Annotated in this window: 14 protein-coding genes and 1 riboswitch; of the genes, 4 read left to right on the forward strand and 10 right to left on the reverse strand. The window is 38.5% G+C overall.

The window, feature by feature from the left end; all coding sequences use genetic code 11:
- From BUC21_RS14610 to BUC21_RS14645, 8 genes are all read right to left on the reverse strand, one after another.
- The coding region (locus BUC21_RS14610) for a hypothetical protein (protein WP_139261458.1) at positions 1-215 on the reverse strand (215 nt) is incomplete at its 3' end.
- A gap of 114 nt (positions 216-329) precedes the next feature.
- On the reverse strand, positions 330-2,612 hold the full coding sequence (locus BUC21_RS14615) for a GH92 family glycosyl hydrolase (RefSeq protein WP_073403761.1): 2,283 nt from the start codon (positions 2,610-2,612) through the stop codon (positions 330-332).
- A 72-nt stretch (positions 2,613-2,684) separates the two neighbouring features.
- Positions 2,685-4,814, reverse strand: coding sequence for a hypothetical protein (locus BUC21_RS14620; RefSeq protein ID WP_073403763.1), 2,130 nt, complete (start codon positions 4,812-4,814; stop codon positions 2,685-2,687).
- Positions 4,815-4,985: 171 nt separating this feature from the next.
- The gene (locus BUC21_RS14625) at positions 4,986-5,741 is read right to left on the reverse strand and encodes a DUF3823 domain-containing protein (protein ID WP_073403765.1); all 756 of its coding nucleotides are present in this window, start codon (positions 5,739-5,741) and stop codon (positions 4,986-4,988) included.
- 18 nt (positions 5,742-5,759) lie between these two features.
- On the reverse strand, positions 5,760-7,718 hold the full coding sequence (locus BUC21_RS14630; protein ID WP_073403767.1) for a RagB/SusD family nutrient uptake outer membrane protein: 1,959 nt from the start codon (positions 7,716-7,718) through the stop codon (positions 5,760-5,762).
- A gap of 14 nt (positions 7,719-7,732) precedes the next feature.
- Positions 7,733-11,260 (reverse strand): TonB-dependent receptor, encoded by a 3,528-nt coding sequence (locus tag BUC21_RS14635; RefSeq protein ID WP_245797133.1) that lies wholly within the window; start codon positions 11,258-11,260, stop codon positions 7,733-7,735.
- Positions 11,261-11,322: 62 nt separating this feature from the next.
- Positions 11,323-12,264: a FecR family protein gene (locus tag BUC21_RS14640; protein ID WP_073403769.1), complete on the reverse strand. Its 942-nt coding sequence runs from the start codon at positions 12,262-12,264 to the stop codon at positions 11,323-11,325.
- A 70-nt stretch (positions 12,265-12,334) separates the two neighbouring features.
- Positions 12,335-12,892 carry an RNA polymerase sigma-70 factor gene (locus BUC21_RS14645; protein WP_073403771.1) on the reverse strand — a complete coding sequence of 186 codons (558 nt, stop codon included), beginning with the start codon at positions 12,890-12,892 and terminating at the stop codon, positions 12,335-12,337.
- 354 nt (positions 12,893-13,246) lie between these two features.
- On the opposite strand from BUC21_RS14645, the gene BUC21_RS14650 reads away from it, so the two are divergent.
- Genes BUC21_RS14650 through BUC21_RS14660 form a run of 3 tightly spaced genes read left to right on the forward strand, consistent with a single transcriptional unit; the run spans position 13,247 to position 18,653 of the window.
- Positions 13,247-14,305 carry an efflux RND transporter periplasmic adaptor subunit gene (locus BUC21_RS14650; RefSeq protein ID WP_083547724.1) on the forward strand — a complete coding sequence of 353 codons (1,059 nt, stop codon included), beginning with the start codon at positions 13,247-13,249 and terminating at the stop codon, positions 14,303-14,305.
- 2 nt (positions 14,306-14,307) lie between these two features.
- Positions 14,308-17,364 (forward strand): efflux RND transporter permease subunit, encoded by a 3,057-nt coding sequence (locus BUC21_RS14655; RefSeq protein WP_073403774.1) that lies wholly within the window; start codon positions 14,308-14,310, stop codon positions 17,362-17,364.
- Positions 17,361-18,653 carry a TolC family protein gene (locus BUC21_RS14660; protein WP_073403775.1) on the forward strand — a complete coding sequence of 431 codons (1,293 nt, stop codon included), beginning with the start codon at positions 17,361-17,363 and terminating at the stop codon, positions 18,651-18,653. Before BUC21_RS14655 ends, BUC21_RS14660 begins: the two co-directional genes overlap by 4 nt.
- Positions 18,654-19,349: 696 nt before the next feature.
- Here the strand turns inward: BUC21_RS14660 and BUC21_RS14665 are convergent.
- Positions 19,350-20,642, reverse strand: coding sequence for a voltage-gated chloride channel family protein (locus BUC21_RS14665; protein ID WP_073403777.1), 1,293 nt, complete (start codon positions 20,640-20,642; stop codon positions 19,350-19,352).
- A gap of 75 nt (positions 20,643-20,717) precedes the next feature.
- Positions 20,718-20,780, reverse strand: a riboswitch (Fluoride riboswitch).
- 231 nt (positions 20,781-21,011) lie between these two features.
- Between BUC21_RS14665 and BUC21_RS14670 the strand changes: the two genes are divergently transcribed.
- Entirely contained in the window at positions 21,012-21,461 is a 450-nt protein-coding gene (locus BUC21_RS14670; protein ID WP_083547725.1) for a bacteriohemerythrin, read from the forward strand.
- A 144-nt stretch (positions 21,462-21,605) separates the two neighbouring features.
- Here the strand turns inward: BUC21_RS14670 and BUC21_RS14675 are convergent, their stop codons facing one another.
- Positions 21,606-22,709, reverse strand: a complete 1,104-nt coding sequence (locus BUC21_RS14675; RefSeq protein ID WP_073403781.1) for an Sb-PDE family phosphodiesterase — start codon at positions 22,707-22,709, stop codon at positions 21,606-21,608.
- Positions 22,710-22,885: the final 176 nt, after the last annotated feature.

A 22,885-nucleotide genomic window follows, 5' to 3' on the forward strand; every position in this document is an offset into this window, starting at 1 on the left:
GTTTGAGGAACCCAAAAGTTCATTCCCCAGGGAAGGGCTATGGCAGGATAGGTATTACCGGTTGATAACTCATAAGTAGACTGGCTGCCAATCAAAGGATTGACGTAATCTACCGGTGAAGATGAATCACTGCTGGCTGCAGATACAAAAACTGGATTTGACACCCACTGCAAAAGCACAGTGAAAATAGCTGCTAATAATTTCTTATTTCTCATAATATATAATTAAATCTATAACGGTTTCTGTTTTACTAAAAAGGGATAACCTTTTGCTAATACAAATAATAAGAGCAAATTACTTATATCAAGATTCACTTTTTTGTAAATTTCTTATTTCAGATTGACCGATACAGAATAGGGTCTGTCTTTTATTGATGTTCCCCATGACTTATTAGGTTTATTTCCCATTTTATACTGGATAGTACCTCCATTCATCAGCTCCTTATAGGTAAGCCATGTACGGGTAAACTTCTCACCATTGAGACTGGCCGACTGGATATAACGGTTTTTAAGCGAATTGCCATCAGATACTATAGTCAGAGTTTTTCCATTCTCCAAATGAACAGTCATCTTAGGGAATACCGGTGAGCTAACCACGTACTGATCAGTACCCGGACATACAGAATACAAGCCTAATGCACTGATAACATACCAGGAAGAGGTTTGTCCCTGATCTTCGTCTCCGGGATATCCATCGGGAGTTGAGTTGTAGAGCTTTTGCATCACCTCGCGTGCCCAATACTGAGTTTTCCATGGAGAACCGGCATAGTTATACAGATAGATCATGTGCTGGATAGGCTGATTTCCATGTGCATACTGTCCTATATTGATCATTTCCATTTCGGCCATTTCGTGAATAACCCTTCCGTATGTTCCCACTTTGAAAGTATTAGGAACAGAGAAAACAGAATCGAGCTTAGATACAAAGTTATGATCGCCTCCCATCAGGTTGATTAATCCCTGTATATCATGAAAAACCGACCAGTGATAATGCCATGCACATCCTTCCGTATAAGGGCCTCCCCATTCCGAAGGATCAAAATTTGGAACCCACTTTCCATCTTTTTGTTTTCCTCTCATGAAACGGGTACCGGGATCATACACATTCTTATAGTTGTAAATCTGTCGTTTGAAGATATCCTCATAATGACTGTTACCGGATAGGCGAGCTACTTGCATGGCACAAAAATCATCATAACAGAACTCCAAAGTTTTTGCTACCGATTCCGCATATCCCGGATAAGGTACATAACCCAGCTTGAAGTAATCCTGCCAGCCATCGCGCCCATTTGATGGTCCGATTGTTCCTTTATTGGTTGCTTCGTGATACATTGCTTCCAGCGCCTTATCCGCATCAAACGTTCTTACTCCTTTAACATAGGCATCGGCCAGCAGGGAAGCAGCATGGTTTCCTACCATTCCGCAACTATGTCCCGGGAATGACCAGGATGGCAACCATCCGCTCTGATCGTAAGCATCAACCAACGACTTTACATATCGTCCGTGCATCTCGGGATGCAGGAAAATATTTAAAGGGAACTGTGCACGGAAAGTATCCCAGAATCCATTATCGGTATACATGTATCCTTCGTGCAACTTACCATCGTAAGGGCTATAATAAATAGGATTATTATTTGCATCGTATTCATAAAACTTTCTTGGGAAAAGCATAGAACGGAAGAAGCATGAATAGAATGTAGCCTTTTCTTCGGGAGTGCCACCCTCTACTTCTATTTTCCCTAATTGCTTGTTCCATGCATCCTGAGCTTTTGATTTTGCATCTTCCAGCGTATTCAGGCCGGCCAGTTCTTTCTTGAAGCTAAGCTCTGCCTGTTCGATACTGATAAAGGAAGAGATAACCTTTGCTTCTACTTGTTCATCAGGGCTAAACTGAATATAAGATCCGACATAATCGCCAAAGGCTTCTTTACTATCTTTTGATATGTCACCTTTGTCGTTCTTCCAGGTTCCATAAGCCTTGAACGGTTTGTTGAATTTTACCACAAAATAGTTGGTAAAGCCTTGGGGCACCGAATGATTGGCATTTTTACAATATCCTACTATTTTCTGTTCTTCGGGATAGATTCGTACCATACTTCCGCCACTATTTCCATCCACTACCACATAAGCATCTTTTTCCTGAGGGAAACTGAATCTGAAGTATACGCCTCTTTCTGTTGGAGACATTTCTGTTGTAAGGTTATTATCGAATGTTACCTTATAGTAATGCGGTTTGGCAATTTCATTTTTATGATCAAAGCGTAATGCTCTCTGGTATTGGTCGACTACCAGTTTGCCTGAAACAGGCATCAATGAAAAGGCGGCATAATCATTAGTCCACGAACTGCATTGATGTGTTTGACGGAAACCACGTATGGAATCCTTGAAATACTGATAAATCCATCCATCACGGTTGACTCCGGTTTGAGGAGTCCAGAAATTCATACCCCATGGCATAGCCAGTGTAGGGTATGTATTTCCTCTGGTTAACTCAAACCTGGAGTTAGTACCTTGCAAAGTATTCACATAATTCACAAAATCTTTTTCTGCAGCCTGAACCGGAGCATAGAGGATAATAAATAATATTATAGCTATTAGTTTTAATTCTTTCATTATATTTCTTCTTTAAATTAAAAGCACAAATAATAAGCTGTGCATGATCATAGAATTATCTTGATCACTGCTTTACCATTTAATTTGCACCTTAACTCCATCAGGATTATTTTCAAAGGTTACTTTGCAGGTTTTACTTTCGTTATCCCAGTTCCAGCTTGCATCTGCCACTTTATTTCCTGCGGCATCAGTAATTGTACATGTTGCAGGTTTTGAAGGCAACAGAATGCGCATCACATTAGAAGTGTTGAGCGGACTTTTGGTGATGAACGAATAACTTGTTTTGGTTACTTTTTCATTATATACACGTGAGGCAGCAGCCAACACCTGAGGTTTATTTAAGTTCTTTAGTCTGTCTATGTTCAACATATATGCCTGCTCACCCGGATTTACAACCTTTTCATGCACAACAGGAAGCTGAGGATCAAATAAGTCGATTAAACGTCCCTTCAGAATATATGGTTCTTTACTTACACTTTCATCCATAACAGAAACTAAATCATACGCTCCTCTGCCCAGGTAGAAATTATTTTTAAATGCCAGTATGCCTGCTTTTGCTTTTTGTTCATACAACTGTTTAACTATACTAACCAACTGACTGTCGTTACCTGATTGCATCACAAATTCTTTCGGGTCTTTGCGTATAACATAAACAGTTCCTTTGCCGAAAGTATATTCGCCTTCGTTGGCAGAAGGCTCCATGTTCATTAACTTAAATAAGTGCTCTGAAGGTTTACAGAAGGTGTTTCCTCCTGTATTCCACCATTCCTGTACAGTTTGAAAAGGATCTGAGTCTCTTCCGCAATACACAAGCACTCCTCCGGCTTTCACCCAATCGGCAATATACTTGTGAGATTCGGGAGAAAGAGGTTTCATATTTGAATATGACATGATTAAGATCTTAGTATCTTTCCATGTTTTGGGATAGGATACATTTTCAATATGAAGAGTCTTCACAGGAACACCTCGTTTGAGGAATGGTAACGCCTGACCGTAGAAATTAGATAGCTGAGGATCTTCATATCCCTTGTGTGTTGGGAAACGTTGGAACATTAATGAATTAGACATCAGTACACTTATTCCTGCAGATCCACTGACTTTATTATCAGACAAAGGCATCTCATTCAGTGAGTTTACCATAACCTGCATCTGGGTAGAATAATATCGTGGAATGCGTTCTTTTTCTTCGCTGTTGGGTTTTCTGTATAAGCCTTCATAAATTCTGTCGGGCCAAGGCATTACTTCATAATTAGCAAGATTAGGATACAACAATTGTGCTGTAAAAGTAGCCTGATAGTTTTTCTTATAATCTCCCCAGTCACGAGGCCAATCCTCAATAGGGTCTGTTAAAAAGAACATTTTACGGCCCGTTGGAGCTGTCATAGATTCCATAGATCCATATTCGAGAAATGCATTTTCGAAAACACGTTCTTTTTTAATTCCATTATAAAAATTAGGTTCGCGAGAAGTACCGGTCCATACCTGAGCAATGTATCCATCAACACATGGAAGAGATGCCAGACTAGCTTCGGGACTTACAATTTGCCATTGCGAATAGTTTACCAATGAATGTGTAGGTACATAACAACGTACATTCATTCCCTTACTTTTTCCGTACTCTTTAGCAAAGGTAAATACTTCCTTCAGTGCCTTATAGTACAGTTTATATTTTAGTTTATTTGATAAGTATGTATTTTCGGGAGATTCATGTTGCGGACGCCAATCGAATCCATACTCCTTTTTCCACTCTTTTTTGAAAGCCTCACTATACCCGGCTCTGGCCCAGAACTCAGGTTCTTCAAGGTAAATAGCATCGATACCTGCATCAATTACACGCTTTATATGCTTCTCCTTCATGTACTTGATATAATTGTCAGTAGGCACAATATAAGGAACCATGTGTCCATGCCAGATTGTATCTCCGTTTTGTTGTACCTGACCTTCATCCAGGTGCATTTTGCCATCCCATTTTCCCGTAAAATAGTCCTGATACTCTCCCCAGGCTATTCCGGTCATGAAATGAGTTATATATCCTTTATCACGCCAGGATTGAACCCGCTGTTCAAAAGTTAAGTTTTTCCTGTCGCCTGCTCCATAAACAATAGCAACATCTGATCTTACATCAGTAACAGGCTTCCATTGTCCCGATGTTTGAAAAGTAGTTTTTTCTCTTCTGTAATCAATCTTTTGAGCGCTAACCATCGTTGAACTGCCAGCAAAAGCGATGGTTAAAATAGCCCCCATTAATATACCTTTATCTATATACATATCTATTATAGTTTAAATATTAAATTAAATGGGTATTCAAACAAAAATACATTTCGCACTAAGTTGAATACCCACTAATTATAAAGAAAACAACTCTCTACTAAACTAAGAAACCTTTACCTGTTTAGGCTCGTTATAGTTATATCTTCTACTTCCGTCAACGCTATAGTCAATACGGGCACCGGCACGCACATAGTATATACGGCTGCCTGGCAATACCGGAGTGGTAAGAGTGATGGTCTTTCCAACTGCATTATTTGCATCAGCACCAGACAGGTGAACAGAATAACGACTGTCGTAGTTATTATTTCCTACATAAGGACTAGAGTAGTTTACATACAGATACACATCAATGCAATTCTGCTGAAAATTAGGATCAGTAGTTCCTCTTTCTATTTTAATCTGTGTACTGATGGTGCTGTTACTGTTTGCAACCGGCTCTCCTACCCATGAAACAGCAAGAAATGGATCAACCTTGAATTCATGAGTTACAGTTCCTTTTATATCAATTGTAAGACTTTCATCCTTGGTAATTTTACCGGTATTGTCGGTCTGAACAAAAGGTACAAATGCTCCCAGAGGGGTTATATTATAATTGCCTTCGAAAACTTTAGTGTCCTGGAACTGACCATCTTGTTTACAAGTAAAATACCAGGGAGTAGGATTATTACTCCAGCTAAGTTCGAGCATTTTGAAGCGAACGCCTCCATCACCAACTTCAGTCTGGAAACCTTTACCTGTTGTATTATCTATAACGGTGCCCTTAAATGTCTCAGCAGGTGCTTCATAATTATCATACTCACAGGATGTGAAGCAGAACAAACAGAGTGCATAAACTATTGAATATATTATTTTTTTCATTTTCTTATATTTATAGAATTAGTAACCAGGATTCTGAATAATAAGATTATTACTTGTTGAAATTGCATTGCCAGGTATTTGTTGGTAATACCATCTTGTATCAAAAGTATAGGTGTTACCTCTTTCATCCCAACGGATATCAAAGAAATACTTACCAGCATAATCTGCATAGAATGGCATCAATGTATAGTAACGAGTGTTTTGTTGTTCTTTATCTGCAACTCTCCAACGCTTCATATCCCACCATGTTTTATTTTCAAAGCCCAGTTCTTTACGACGTTCTTTACGAACTGCACTTGTGAAACTTGCAACAGATGATTTTTCGGAACTGCTTAGTAATGTAGCACCAGCACGGTTACGTATTTTATCAATGCATGAATAAGCATCGCTCAGATAATCGGCCTTGCCTAAAGAAGCAAGTTCTGCAGCAGCTTCTGCTCTAGTTAGAAGTACCTCTGCATAACGCATTTCTATCCAGGGTTGAGTTGCTCTATTTTCGAGTACCAAAGCTTTTGGAGTACTTTCACTTAACCACTTACGAATGGTAAATCCAGACAAAGCACATGTACCATCGCCAGTAAAGTATCCGCTGGCACCAGCCGGATTCATCTTTGTTCCGTCATGAAGTGTATAAGCTGTTTGATTAGCATTAGATGAGCTAATAATAAGTGTTTTACCACCTACATTTACATAATTTTCATATCTGCTTGTATTTCCTTCAGGTAATAAGCGATTAATCTTACCAGTCTCTGCATCATCTTTACCTACATAAATACCACGACGAATTTCAATGGATTCACCTTTAAACTGATCTCCCGGTAAAATTACAGTAGCTCTTAAACGAGGCTCGGCAGTTGCAAAAATATCCATTGTGTTATTATACAATTTATAAGTACCATCTGCATTATATACATCAAGATGTCCTTTGCTGTCTTTTGGCAGACCATCAAACATTTCAACATAGTCGAGTGTTGGGCTTATCTCAGAAGAATATCCGTTAGCACCTTTACATTGTGCAGGAACATTATAAGCATCGTAACCGTGTACTGATTCAGGATAAGAATACTCTTTCACAAAAATAGCCTCTGTACTTGCTGCATCAGAAAACAAATTCAGATAGTTTGTATATTGAGCAGTCAAATCACCTGCTTTCCAATCTTTCATGTATAGATCATGATGGCCTTCAACAGCTTTCGCTGCATCATAAGCCTGTTGGAAAAATCCCTGAGCCAGACTTGCATCCATTCCACAAACACGTTTATTTCCGTTTTTGCTATCAAATAGTTGTATCTGATTGTACTTTGCAATAGAACCTGCATACAACATAGCCCTTGACTTAAAGGCATAAGCAGCCCATTTGGTAGCACGTCCGCGCTGATTGGTTTCTGAAAGCAGGCTTATGGCATTATCAAAATCAGCTGATACTGCTTTCCAAACTTCTTCTTCGGAAGATCTTGGAACATTAAGCTGATCAACAGGTTGTTCAGGGTACTTTAGTACATTATTTACCAAAGGAACACCACCGTAACGTTTTGCAAGTGCATGGTAAGTAACGGCTCTTACAAAGTAAGCTTCACCTTTCCAGTTATTCAACTCTTTCTCAGTATAGTTATCTTTATACTGATCGATTGTTTCGAGGAAATAATTGCAATTACGAATTAAAACATACAAATCACTGAAAATTTTATTATCTACATTTTCACTGGAAGCACCACCCATATCACGGCTTAGTCCCTCACCAGTGATACAACTTGGAGGATTTACAAGCCAGAAATGATTAAATAAACGTGTAGGAGTATAACGAAAATCCTCTATTGGCAGACAGCTGTAAAGACGTGCCATATATGATGAAATACCATTACTTGTACCAAAAACATCTTTATCCTGAACAACATTCATTGGAGGGATATCCATATTAATACATGAAGAGATGTTGAAGATAAAAAACAAGCACAATATATATTTAGCTATTTTCATAATCGTATTTTAATTTAAAATTTAACATTCAGACCAAGAGAAATAGTCCTGTTCAAAGGATATAAGTTACCGTAGCTATCGCTAGGATGTTCCGGGTCTATATATTTCATGCTGGAGAGTGTGAAGAGATTGTATCCGTTTACAAACATACGAACGCTCTTTATGCCAACTTTCTTAGTTAAAGCCGAAGGTAATGTATAGCCTAATTCTGCACTCTTTAAACGAACATACGAAGCATTGTGTATACGGAATTTTGAATCCGATTCAGGAACTGAACCTGTATAAGCTAAATCTCCGGAAACCCATTGAGTATTTGGATCGTATGGATCAGCTGAAGGATCAGCAGGATGCCATCTGTCAAGGAACATTGCCAATGCATTTGAGTAATCTGATCCCCACATTGGTTCAATCAATTGCTCTACATAAGATACATAATTCATGGTTGATCCCTGGAATAATAAATTCAAATCGAATCCTTTCCATTCTGCACCTAATGTCAAACCAAAATTAACGATAGGAGTTCCTGAGAAGCTGATAGGGTGTCTGTCAAGATCTGAAATAATACCATCTCCATTCCAGTCTTCATAAATATAATCACCAGGAAGAGTTGAACGGGAAGCATATACTGAGCTATTAGCTATATCCTGATAAGATTGGTAAATTCCATTGCTTCCATATCCCCACCAGATATTCTGATAACGGTCATTTGAATTATTGCGCCAGTTATCATAGGAGTTGCCTTTAGCAGACATTTCCTGGTATGTGTTTTGGGTACGCGTAATAGAGAAGATTCCTTTTGCATTGTATTTAAAATCTCCGATATGATTGCGATGATTCAACTCAAGTTCCAGACCATTGGTAAAGTCACCATTCAAGTTTTCCTGAGGCAGACTGGCACCAACAACAACTGGTAAACTCATAGCACGGGTAGTAAGCAAGCCTGAACGATCACGAGTAAAGTAATCAGCAGACACACCTAACAAACCATTCCATGCTTCCATATCAAAACCAACATCAAATGTTTTAGCTACAAACCATGTTATATTTTGGTTTGCAATACCTTTATTTACAGAACTATTTACGAATGTTCCATCAAATACAGATCCGCCTGGTAACTGATTGTTTGAACCTCCGGCAGGATAAGTGTAACCTGTGACAAACTGATAACTTGAAGCACTGTCATCACCCATTCTACCGTATGAAGCACGAACCTTCATATTATTAATGAAATTGAGTTTGGAATCTTTCCAGAAACCTTCTTCAGAGATACGCCATCCTCCGGATACAGATGGGAAGAATCCCCATTGATGTCCACTTGCAAATTTTGAAGAACCGTCATAACGGAAACTGAACTCAGCCAGATATTTGGATTTGAAATCATAACCTAATCTTCCCACCAATCCCATATTGGCTTCTTTATACAAATCACCCGATCCGGTGCTCATGTTGCCTTCCTGGTTCTTGCTGTTGCCGGCAAACAACTGATCGAGCCCTAAAGCTAGTTCTCTTTGAGCATAGAAGTTATCGCCGTTTCTTTTCTGACCTTCAAGTAACACCAATGCATTTACATTGTGAGATGAGTTGAAGGTGTGATTATAATTCAATGAAAGTTGGTACAATACCATATCTTTTGAATAAAACTCACGACGAATTTTACTTGGACTCTGGTGAGTTACGGCATTATATTTGTCAGCAGCCTCATCATATTTATAAAGCTGATATTCCTTCATGTACGATTTATTATCAGAGTTTCTGTAATCGTAGCTTAACATGGCCTTAGCCTTAAGTCCTGTAAGGTAAGGAACATCATATTCTGCACTGAATGAAGACTGAAACCATTTATTATTAAATTTCTTATATCCGCAAATATCAGCATCCATCATAGCAACAGGATTAGATCCATCAACTGTTCCTTCCTGAATGTAAGCAGGATTATTGTTTGCATAAATAGGCTGAATTGGAGCTGCACGCTGGAATGAACGAATAATCCAATCGGCACTTTCATAAGGCTGATTCTTCTCGTCCATAATACCGCTTATTTGCAACTCTACTTTTAAACGATCGGATATCTTGCTTGTTACATTTGAACGAACATTATAGCGTTCATAGTTCAGGCTATTGCTACGTAAGAATGATTCCTGATATTCATAGCCAGCAGATACATAGTACTGAGTTTTATCATTTCCACCGGTAGCACTTATGTTATGTTGTGTTTGAGGAGCATTTTTTCTCATTACAGCATCGTACCAATCTGTACTTTGCTTTTTGCCACTTGCATATTCTTCTATTTCGGCAAGAGAATAACGTAAAGTACCTCCATTTACATTATGCATTTTCTTTTCGTTAGCCAAAATCATCCACTCTGCAGCCGATACACTTTTCGGAGAGCCTGATGGACTTTGCCAGCCAACTGAACCATTATAATCAAGATCTACTGTTCCGGCTTTACCTTTTTTAGTAGTGATCAATACTACACCGTTAGCAGCTCTCACACCATAAATTGCAGCCGATGCATCTTTCAATACAGAAAGACTTTCTATATCATTCGGATCAAGTCGGGTTATATTATCACGTGGTACACCATCAATAATAATCAAAGGATTACCTAAGCCACGGATATCGAATGTGTTATTAAATTCTCCAGGTTCACTACTCTTCTGAACAACACGAACACCCGACACTTTACCTGTTAGCATATTCTGAGCATTTTCATTCTTAGTAGTAAGTAACTCATCACTCTTAATTGCCGATACCGCTCCGGTAAGAGTTACTTTCTTTTGAGAACCATATCCAACAACAACAACTTCGTCAAGAATTTTACGGTCTTCAGCTAATTTTACTGTTACATGAGTTTTGCCATTCAGGGCTATTTCTGCGGTATTGTATCCAATAAAAGTAACTTGTAATATAGATCTTGGGTTAGTGATTTTTAGATTAAAATTACCTTCAAAATCACTGACTGTACCATCTGTTGTGCCTTTTACTTTAATATTTGCACCAATGATAGGTTCACCTTGTTCATCGGTAATTTTACCACTTATGTTTATTTTGTTATTTTGTTGAGCAACAGCTGTTGATTTTGTTTTTCCTGAATTTGAAAGAATAATATGTGTTCCTTCCATTGAATAATCAATATCAGTATTCTTCAATAAGTTATCCAATATTTCAGAAACAGGTTTTCCTTTGGAATTTACTGAAACTTTATGGGAAACATTCACATTATTATTGTAAATGAAAAGATAGTTGGTTTGACTTTCTATCTCATTCAGTACAGCTTCTAATGCAACATCATTCTTTGATATGTTGACTCTGGCACTCTGAGAATTACTATTCTCAGCCATTAAACAAAATACAAAGAAGAAAAGAAAGAATGTAGTAACTTTCATAATTCTAAAAAAATGGTTAATTTGTGGATTTTCATAGTGATGAAAACCCAACAAAGGAATGTTTTTCATATCTTTGCAAAAATTGGTTATTAATACATTTTGTGAAACGAATTGTGTTAATTGAATGCCGATGGGTACGCCAATACCTGTCGGCATTTTTAATTTTAGTTTTGTTTTAAATGTGTTTATGTCATGGGCTTAGAGATTAAGGTTAAACTTTAATATATATATATCACGTCGTTGTTTTCGCTCCTTTTAAAATTAAAATAAACATCTTTCTGCAATACTTTCAGCGCATAATCAATACCATCTGACTGCCTGAATTTTCCGGTAAGAATACAGCTTCTCACTTTCTTATTATTAATGACAATTCTAATATCAAAATACTTCTCAAGTTTCAGCATAACATCCGAAAAGGGAAGATTCTTAAAGCATATAAGTCCTTCTTTCCACCTATAATTTCCATAATCTTCAATTTTAGCAGAGACTAACTTTCCTCTTTCCAGGTAAGCCCGGTTATCAGGTGCTAAAACCAAGGATTCTGCATTATTGCTAGCTAACGATACTTTAACAGATCCTTCCATCAAAGAGGTTTCGAATTTGCTTTTATTAGAATATGCTTCAACGTTGAATTTAGTACCAAGTACCTCTACATCACATTTCCCGGTATGTACAATAAATGGTTTCTTCTTATTGTGTGCAACTTCAAAGTAAGCTTCACCATCAAGTATTATTTCGCGCTTATTTTTGGTAAACACAGCCGGATACTTAAGCGTTGAACATGCATTAAGCCATAAATTTGTTCCATCAGGAAGAGTTAAGTTAACCCGTTGTCCGGCAGGAACAGAAACTATATTCATAGCTACTCTGTCATCAGACAGAATTTTGTTCTGAATAAATAATGTAGCTGAAAGAGTAAATATGATAACAGCTGCAATCTTGAGTAATTCACGTACTGGAATCCTTGTATAGAAAGGTCTTTTATTTTCTGTAACCTCTTTATCCTGTTTACCCAAAAGAACTATTGCATCGAATAATTTCCTTTCACGGAAAAACTCCTTGCCATTTTCATCAGAGGATTCCATCCATGCTCTGATTTCTGATTCTTGTTCAGGCGTAGCCTTTCCTTCGAAAAAACGATATAATGTTTCTTTATCCATTTTATTGATCATATATTATAAAAGCAGATGAAAGATAAGTATCCCTAGTGAAAAAATGAGTTTTTTTTCATTATAGGAAAAAAAGAAGAACCGGCATATAATCTTTGAGAGAGATACGAAGTGCCTTAATTGCCTTAGAGATGTGGAATTCAACACCTTTCGTAGTAATATTCAATTTATCAGCAATTTCTTTATGAGACATGTTCTGATATCGGCTCATAATAAATATATCTTTGGTTTGCTTTGGAAGCGATTCAAGAGTTTTATCTACGATCTCATTCATTTCAGCTGTAAAGAGCTCATACGGTTCGCATTCCTGAAGTGATGCCACACGCGTTGAAAGTTCCCATTGAGCATTGGTAAGCAACATTTCCGAAACATTTTCAACAGTCTGACGATGAGTTAGATGATTCAGACATTTATTTTTAATAATAGTCAATATATAAGCTGGAATATTAGTTTCAGACTCAAGTCTGTGTCTGTTTTCCCAATAATACATAAGAGCCTCTATCGTGAAATCTTCAGCAATAGCAGTATCACGAACATAAAAATTTGCAAAACGAATAAAACGACTTTGATAGTCAGTAAATAGTTGATTAAAGGCTTTTAATTCTGTAGTTGCATTCATCGAGTTCTTGTTTTTAGATCTGTTAACAAATCTAATGCGCGGCGAAATTACAAAATTAATCGAGAAATTATTCTATGTAATACTATTATTTGAAAAAGTAATATTAGTTTCCGCTTTTACATTATTATTACACAAGATATTAATTCCCACAGGCAAGCCTCATTTATTACAAGAAATACTTCTAAAAGTCCTTTAACTTTATAAATTATTTTGTAGTTTTGCGATATCAGTTTTTAACATATACTGTATTTAGCTCATAAATACTTCGATAGATAAAAATCGTTTCTTAACCATGCAGCATATATTACATTTTAATATACTAACTTACAAACACTGTTTTCATAAACATAAGAAATGAAAAAAAGGACAAACATACTTATTGCAGCAGTACTTATATTGCTTTCTGCTTTTTTCCTATATGTAGGATTTGTTAAGTCGGCCGACAAGAATAAGGAACCAAAGGAGAAAGGACAAAAGAAGGTGGATGCTTTTGTTGTAAAGCCAACTTTACTGGTTGCAGACATTACAGTGACTGGATCATTGCTGGCTTTCGATGAAGTAGAGTTAAAGAATGAAGTTGCCGGACGGGTAGTGAAGTTAAATCTGCCTGAAGGTAAATTTGTAAAAAAGGGAACGTTGCTGGTTAAGCTGTATGATGATGATTTGCAGGCTGCATTGAAAAAACTGCAATCGCAACTGGCTGTTCAGGAGCAGATTTATAACCGACAGACTAAACTGATAAAGGTAAATGGTATTAGTCAGAACGATTACGAACAGACGCTCCTGCAAGTAAATACAATAAAGGCAAACATTGCCGAACAAAAGGCAGTGATACGAAAGATGGAGGTACGCGCTCCTTTCGACGGCATTATTGGTTTGAGGAATATCAGCGTTGGTGCTGTGATCAACTCGTCTACATCACTGGCTACCATTCGCACAAGCAACAAATTAAAGCTCGATTTCTTTGTGCCGGAAAAATACAGTTCGGAAATAGCTAACGGCATGAAGGTGAACTTTACCATGTATAATAATGAAAAGCAATATAATGCAACGGTAATTGCCACCGAACGGGGTATCGACAATGCAACACGTAATCTGAAAGTGAGAGCCGTGATAAACTCATCATCCAAAGAACTTATTCCGGGAGCTTTTGCCAATGTGGAACTAAAGCTTGGCAATAACCCTCAAGCCTTAATGATTCCTACTCAGGCTATCATTCCTCAGGAAGATGATAAAAGTGTGATTATTGCTCATAAAGGGAAAGCGCACTTCGTAACTATAAAAACGGGAGTTCGTAAAGCTTCTCTGGTTGAGGTAACCGAGGGACTTGAACCGGGTGATACCATTATTACTTCCGGCATTCTCTTTCTGAAAGAGAAATCTAAATTGTCATACTCAACCATAACCAAATAGCCATGCTTATTTCTGATATTGCTCTAAAAAGACCTGTTGGTTCTATTGTACTGAGCCTTATTATCATTCTGATGGGTGTGGTGGGGTTCAATTTTCTGGGAGTCAGACTTTATCCGTCTATCGACCCTCCTATCATTACCGTACAAACTTCTTATGTGGGTGCTAACTCCGAAATTATTGAATCGCAGATAACAGAGCCTCTGGAAAAATCAATTAATGGTATCGAAGGGGTGAAATCTATATCCTCACGTTCGTCTATCGGAACAAGTAATATTACGGTGGAATTTGATTTGGGAACTGATTTGGAGAAAGCGGCAAACGATGTTCGCGACAAGGTTTCGCAAGCTACCAGCCGACTACCGCAAGACATCGACTCGCAACCTACCGTTACCAAAGCGGATGCAGACTCCGACCCTATTATTATGCTGACTGCCCAAAGCACCACCATGAATGCCATTGAGCTGAGTGACTATGCGGAAAATGTGTTGCAGGAAAAGCTGCAGACTATTCCGGGGGTGAGTTCTGTTTCTCTCTTCGGACAACAGAGACCTGCCATGCGCCTTTGGTTAAACCCTGAAAAGATGGCGGCTTACGGTATTACGGCTGCAGATGTAGATAATGCGTTGGGGAAAGAGAACGTGGAAATGCCGGGAGGTAAGATTCGTGGTAATGCCACCGAGCTTATCGTAAAAACCCGAGGACGATTAACTACCGAAGACGATTTTAATAACCTTATCATTAAGCAGAGCGACAATCAGGTAGTGCGCCTGCAGGATGTTGGTGAAGCTGTATTAGGTCCTCAGAATGATGAGTCGGGTTCGAGGGTAAATGGAATTACGGGAGTAACGCTTAACCTGATCCCTCTGCCGGGAGCAAACGATATTCAGATTGCCGACGAGTTCTATAAACGATTGGATCAGATAAAACAAAACCTACCCAAAGGAATGGAATTAAATATCGCTCGTGATAAGTCGGTCTTTGTCAGACAGTCTGTTCACGATGTGATAGAAACTCTGGTCATTGCTATTATCCTGGTAGTAGTTATTATCTTTCTGTTCTTTAGAAACTGGATCATCGCTCTGCGACCGTTGCTCGATATACCGGTATCGCTTATCGGAACGTTCTTCATCATGTACATTATGGGATACTCCATCAATGTACTCACGCTTCTTGGAATTGTTCTTGCCACCGGATTGGTGGTGGACGATGGTATTGTGGTTACCGAAAACATTTTCAAACGTATAGAAAAAGGTAAGAACAAATGGGAAGCAGCCTTTGAAGGAACTCGCGAAATCTTTTTTGCCGTAGTATCTACTTCGCTTACTCTTGCTATTGTATTTATACCGATTGTATTTCTGGAAGGATTTACCGGTAGGTTGTTCCGAGAATTTGGAATTGTGGTAGCCAGTGCCGTATTAATTTCCGCACTCGTTTCCCTCACACTGACTCCGGTGCTGAATGTGCTGTTGGGAGGTTCCTCCTCTCATCATTCAAAATTCTATGTCGCTAGTGAGCCTTTCTTTGTAGGGATGGAAAACGGTTACAGACGATTGCTGAGCTATTTTATTTCAAACAAATGGGTTGCATTCTCTATTCTTGGATTCTGTATAATTGTTATTCTTTCTGTATCCAAAATATTAAAATCGGAACTAGCACCATTGGAAGATCATAGTTTTATACGGACTGCAATCACTGCTCCCGAAGGATCAGAATACAATGCTACCCAAAAGATAATAGACAATATTGCCCGGATAAACATGGATTCTGTTCCCGGATCTGAATATGTGCTTGCCAGATATGGAGGTGGTTTCAGTGGTAGCTCTAATGCGGGTTTTGTTATGACCTTGCTTGCCGATCCGACAAAGAGAAAGGCTTCTCAGCAAGATGTTTATGACAAACTATCAAAAATCTATTCCAAAATACCCGATGCCAGAGTTATTCCTAGTCAGGAGCCAACCATATCTACCTCGGCCAACAGAGGATTGCCGGTACAGTTTGTAATTCAGAATCTGGATTTTGAAAAGATACGGAAAATATTGCCCAAATTCATGGATGAAGCACAAAACAGTCCGGTATTCAGCAATGTGGATGTGGACCTGAAATTCAACAAACCGGAACTGAACGTTACAGTAGACAGATTGAAAGCGAACACGCTAGGTGTGAACGAGAAAGATGTGTCGAGTGCATTAAATCTGGCATACAGTGGTGGACGTTACGGTTACTTCCTTAAAAACAATAAACAGTATTATATCATTGGTCAGGTGGCCAAGGAAGATAGGAATGTTCCTGCAAATATATCATCCATGTATGTTCGTTCCCAATCGGGCGAAATGATACAGTTGGATAATTTGGTTAAAATTAAGGAGACCAGTAATCCACCTATCTTATACCATTTTAACCGTTACAAATCGGCAACCGTATCGGCCAACCTTGCCAAAGGGAAAGCATTGGGAGAAGGTATTGAAGAGATGCAGAGAATAGCAGACAAGCTACTGGATGCTTCCTTTACAACTGCTCTTTCGGGCTCATCAAGAGACTTTGAAGAGAGTAGTTCCAACATCTCCTTTGCCCTTATATTAGCTTTATTGCTTATTTACCTGATTCTGGCTGCACAGTTCGAAAGTTTCCGAGATCCGTTCATCATCATGCTTACCGTACCAATGGCTATTGCCGGTGCCATGCTTTCGCTATGGATGTGCGGACAGACAATAAATATTTTCTCGGAAATCGGGATGATTCTGCTTATTGGTATCGTAACAAAGAATGGTATTCTTATTGTGGAGTTTGCCAATCAGAAACGTATGGCAGGTATGACCAATAGAGTGGCAGCCTTCGAAGGAGCTTCTGCCCGTCTGCGTCCTATTGTTATGACTTCACTGGCTACAATCTTCGGTTCACTGCCTATTGCATTGGCCCTGGGATCGGGAGCCGAAAGTCGGGTTTCCCTGGGTATTGTAGTTGTGGGAGGATTACTCTTCGCACTGATTCTTACATTATTTGTAATTCCGGTTACCTATATAGCAATATCAAGTAACAGTAAATTTAAAAACCAATCATGAGAGCTATACATCTGTTCCTTTTATTGATGCTGTCTGCTACAACTCAGGCACAAAACGTGCTGAGTCTGGACCAGGCAGTGAACACTGCACTGAAGAATAATTTCGATATATTAGTGGCACGCAACGATGCCGATATTGCCCGTATAAACAATACCCGAGGCAATTCAGGCATGTTACCAACCGTAAATCTGAACGGATCGGGAGAATACAGTCTGAATAACATCAATCAGAAAAGCTCATCGGGCACAATAACCAAATATTCTTCTCAATCGTCTACAACACTGGGAGCAAATGCACAACTCTCGTGGACTTTGTACGACGGAGGAAAGATGTTTGTTACCAAAAACAAGCTGAACGAGATTCAGGCTCTTGGCGAACTTCAGTTTCAGACAAAGGTGCTGGAAACCATGTACAATGTAATTGCCGCTTACTACGATATAGTCCGACAAAAGCAGCAGCTTGTTTCTATCAACGAAGCAATAAGGTACAACAAAGAGCGGGTTATCATAGCCGAAACCGGATTTAATGCCGGTACGCTGGTGAAAACCGATTTGCTTCAGGCAAAGATCGATTTAAACGTGGAGAAAGAGAAGGCCATCAGTCAGCAATACATCATCAGTGAAGCTATCAAGGCACTAAACAACTTATTGGGACAAGATCCAAGCGTTTCATTCGAGGTATCCAATTCTATTCCACTGAACTATACACCCAATAAAGAAGAACTGCTGGATAAGCTCAATTCATCAAACAGTAATATTCTATCCTTCAAAAAACAGATAGATATAGCCCGGTTGGCATTGAAAGAAAATCAAAAGGGCTACTCTCCTACCTTTAAGCTAAACGGAGGATATTACTTGTCGAACACTTCAAATTCGGAAGGATCCAGCTTAAGAAACCGAGTATTTGGTCCTCAAATAGGAGGAACACTTTCTATCCCCCTTTTCAATGGCGGAGAAACCAAACGAAAAATCTCAGTCGCAAGAAAGGAACTTGAATCGGCTGAATATGATCTGGAGAATATAAAACTACAGGTGAACACCGAACTACTAAACACCCTGACCGATTTCGAGAGTCAGCAACAACTTCTTCAGATTGAGAAAGACAACAATCAACTGGCAAAGGAAAACATAGAGATAAGCATAGAGCGCCTTCGCCTGGGACAAACCACATCACTTGAGGTTCATCAGGCACAGGAAAGCTATGTGCAATCTTCCACACGCCTTATCAACTTTGAGTACAACCTTAAAATTGCCGAAACAAGATTAAAGCAGTTGATGAGTACATTATAGAAAGAGGCTCTATTTCTATCTGATTCTGCTGATTCATGAACCATGGAGAATTAAGCATACCGTTAATCAATGAGCTAATTCTATCTGGTTTCTGCTGATTCATGAACCATGGAGAATAAGCATACCATTAATTATGAGCTGATTCTATCCGGTCTCTTTTGTTCGGGCGCTAACAGAAGGTTAAGTGCACAGAGAGCAAAGGTATATTTATATCATCTTTCTTCTGATTATTGAAAAACAAGAAGAAATCAGCTATTTTCATTAAACCAGAAAAGCACCTTTTCGTAGTTAGATTATCAGATTCTTTGAAAGGAGAGCGAGAATTATTATAATAATGAAGACCATTTATAGTAGATAATCTGAGATGTTAGTCTAAACAAAAGGTTATCTTTTCTCAAACATGTACATGTTTGATTTCAATCTTGTACATGTTCGCTTCTAATCTTGTACATGTTTGCCGAAACCATTAACCAATAAAAATTAGTTATTGGCCTTATCTTTATTAAACAGATACCAATAAACTACTACCCTTCTTAAGCCTTGTCTTAAACTGATTCCAGTTGACTACTACAGTTCCTAAGTCAATAATTAGTTGACCAACTAAACTCTTAACTCTGATACGAGTTATCTTTCTATATCAGCAAACAGATAAACAATAATTTCAGCAATGACGTTCGCTTTTATCGTTCTCTACAGTTACGCTGATTTCCTTAAATTTATATGAGCCAGATCTTTTCCTTTCTCTCTTACCAGACGTACAATTTTAGGACTGCCTACAATTTGTGATGTATAGATACCAGTATGACCGGAGAAGAGGTATGCTACAAAACAAGCCGTACCTAAGTAAACTGCATTTCCTGCTCCGAAAAGTTCTATTCCCATTAATGTACAGGCAATAGGTGTGTTTGTTGCTCCGGCAAAAACGGCTACAAATCCCATTCCTGCAAGCAGAGCCATAGGCAACGGCAGAACAAAAGCCAAGGCATTACCCAATGTTGCACCAACAAAGAACAGTGGTGTAACTTCACCTCCTTTAAATCCGGCACCGATAGTAAAGGTGGTAAATAGCAACTTGAGAATAAAGTCGTAAGGCATTCCGCTTTCATTGAACGAGCTTACCAAAGTGGGAATTCCTAGTCCGATATATTTGGTTGTTCCTAAAAGATATACGGCAAGCGCTATTACGATTCCTCCCATAAACGGACGCAGAGGCGGGTATGATATTCTTGACTTAAACAGTTTGCCCCAGAACGTGATGGAACGGGAAAAGAGCATGGCTACCAAACCGAAAATAATTCCGGCAGCAACAGCGTATAATACATAAACTGGATTTACTTCCGTAATGGAGGAGATAACATAATGTGTGTGGTGAGCTCCCCATACATGACATATATAGTTGGAAAACACTGCAGCAAAAAGACTTGGCAGTAATGCCTCGTAGCGCATTCTTCCTAAAACCATAACCTCGAGCGCAAATATAGCTCCGGCCAGTGGTGTTCCAAAAACAGACGAGAATCCGGCACTGACTCCCATTACAAGTACAATTTTTCTGTCACGGGGTTTCAGTTTAAAGATTCTTGTAAACTGATCGGCAAAGGCTCCTCCCATCTGAACTGCTGTTCCCTCGCGTCCGGCTGATCCTCCGAACAGATGGGTTATTATTGTGCCAAAGACTACTAAAGGGGCCATTCTTAATGAAATAATCTGCTTTGGACTATGAAACTCCTCGAGCAACAGATTGTTTCCTTTTACTACACTATTTCCCCAGTAATGATATGATAAACCTATGATGAGTCCGCCAACGGGCAACAAGGCTATCATCCACAGATGACTTTCACGCCAATCGGTAGCCCAGCTTAGAGCGTTGAGAAAGAAAGCGGATGCTGTTCCAACAACAAGACTGATTAAAAAGCTAATAAGCAACCAACGAAACAAGTAAACGAAATAGTAAGATTGATGAGGCAGAATTCTTTTTGATAATAAAACCATAATGCTAATTTTGTGACCTAAAATTATTTAATTAAGCCGGAAGGATAATGCATACCTTACCCATCAGACTTTTGTCTTTAAGTAGGTATCATCAGCTCAATTGAGCGGTTTAAGGCAGATGCCATTGCCAAAACAGGCCGCAAAGGTAAGTATTATATTTAATTATACCAAGAGTGATAACGATCGTATTCTGAATAAGTTATTGCTTAATTACAAAAACTCTTTGGTAAAATATGGTTCTTGCTTCAAAAAAAGAGCAATAAAATTTGAGAATTAAGAATTTTTATTTATATTTGGGAAAACGGCTCCGGTAATAGAAAGTTTTCAAAGCAGTTAAACACATAAAACGACACTATAATATTACCAACAATGAACACTACTATAAGAACAGAGAGAATGAATCATAATTGGGATGATTCATTGTTACTTGGCATTGAGACTATTGACAAGCAACATAAATCGTTTTTTACTTTACTGAATGAGATTATTTCGTTAAGTGAAAATAATGACAATGAGGACAAGGTGCTAGATTTATTGAATGAACTTCAGATTCATGCCGAATGCCATTTCAATACAGAAGAAGCGTTAATGCGTGAGGCTAATTCGCCAAACTTGGAGGAGCATATTAATCAGCATATTATATTTCAGAAAAAGACTAAGGATTTTATGGTTGTTTATAGCTATGGAAATAAGGTATTGATAAACAAAATTATAGCATTCATGAAGCAGTGGCTTATAACTCACATAAGAGAATATGATACCGATTATGCAAAATGCGTTAAAACATATTATGCTCAAAAAACAATGTTCAGTCATTAAGAATAACTTTTTATAAAATGGAATGAGCACATGGGAAAAACTCCTATGCGCTCATTCGCCGTCAAAATAAAAAAGCAGATTTATTTAGCCATAATTTTTGTAATGTAGTCAGGCCAAATATATTGTTACAGTTTTTTATCCATTTTATTTAGCCATAACTTTATAAGTGTAGCTTAAACCGTGATTGGGTTCAACAACAAGGTTGGTTATCTCAAAGTTTACATTTCCTTCCTTTGTACCATTCTCCAGCTTCACAGTTACTGTTTCAGTAGTATTAGGCTTTATGGTATAGTCACGGAAATAAACCACGTCTGGATTGTGTTCTGTTTTTAATAACTCAAATGTTAGATCGGATTTATTCTTGAAGGTAATCTTTATGTTTTTACCGCTTTTAACCACATTCGTTACTTCAATGGCATTTTCGAACAATGCTTTCAGGTATTTACGTTCACCTATAATTTTATTACCAGCATATACGACAGTACGTCTGTTGAGCAATGCATCGCGAATACCCTCAATACTACGTTCTTTTGCAAAGACAAAAGTCATGGTGCGATGTTCCCCTTTGGCAAAGTCATATTCATTATTGATAGGTACATGAATATCTGAATTGCCAAGCATGGTCAACTTCTTATCAAGCGCCCACTGAAGTGCTTCGGGATAATACTCTTTTCCGTTGGCAACTTCTATCCCATTCATGCAACCGGCATTGTAAAGTTCGGTATGCTCGGGCCACCATTTAGTAGAATCGGGTTGTTGGGAAGCCCATCCCGGATGGTTCCAGAATATAAAAGCGTTCTGTGCCTTGGCTGCCTTGAAAGCATCCCTCCAATCTTTTTTATCCAAAGAATCATTGTTAGCAAGAAAGATAGCATTGAAGTGTCCCGGGGGCATGGAACGGGTGATTTCGCTTCCGCGAATAACTAGTACGTCTGCTTCTTTGGTTGCCTGTTCGGCTATTTCGAACGAGCGACCAAGCTTAGCATCAATATCCTTTTTGTGAGGACGATACTCAATGTGGTCTGTAATGGCAATAGCATCTAGTCCTTCGAGATAAGCTTCTCCCACACGGACAGACGGCCATACCAGCCCGTCGGAAAAGACGGTGTGAATATGAAAATCGCATTTCAGTGTTTTATAACCCTCAATATCGGGCACTTTAAGTTCGTGGCGCTCTTGCGCAGCCAGATTCATAAAAAATGACTGTGTCAGCACAATCATTCCGAATAGTAATGTTTTTTGTTTCATGAGATGTATATTATATCTGATTTAAACTGTTTGCATACTTGAAGTAAAAATGAAAGCTACATTTTTACGCTCATAATTCATCAATATGATTCAAAAACAAATGAGCGTGTAAGTTAAGAATTTTAATAAAATAAAAGCGTTAAATGCGCATCATTTTTACTATTAAGTTGCTCAAA

Source organism: Bacteroides luti (genome assembly GCF_900128905.1).
Lineage (GTDB): Bacteria > Bacteroidota > Bacteroidia > Bacteroidales > Bacteroidaceae > Bacteroides > Bacteroides luti.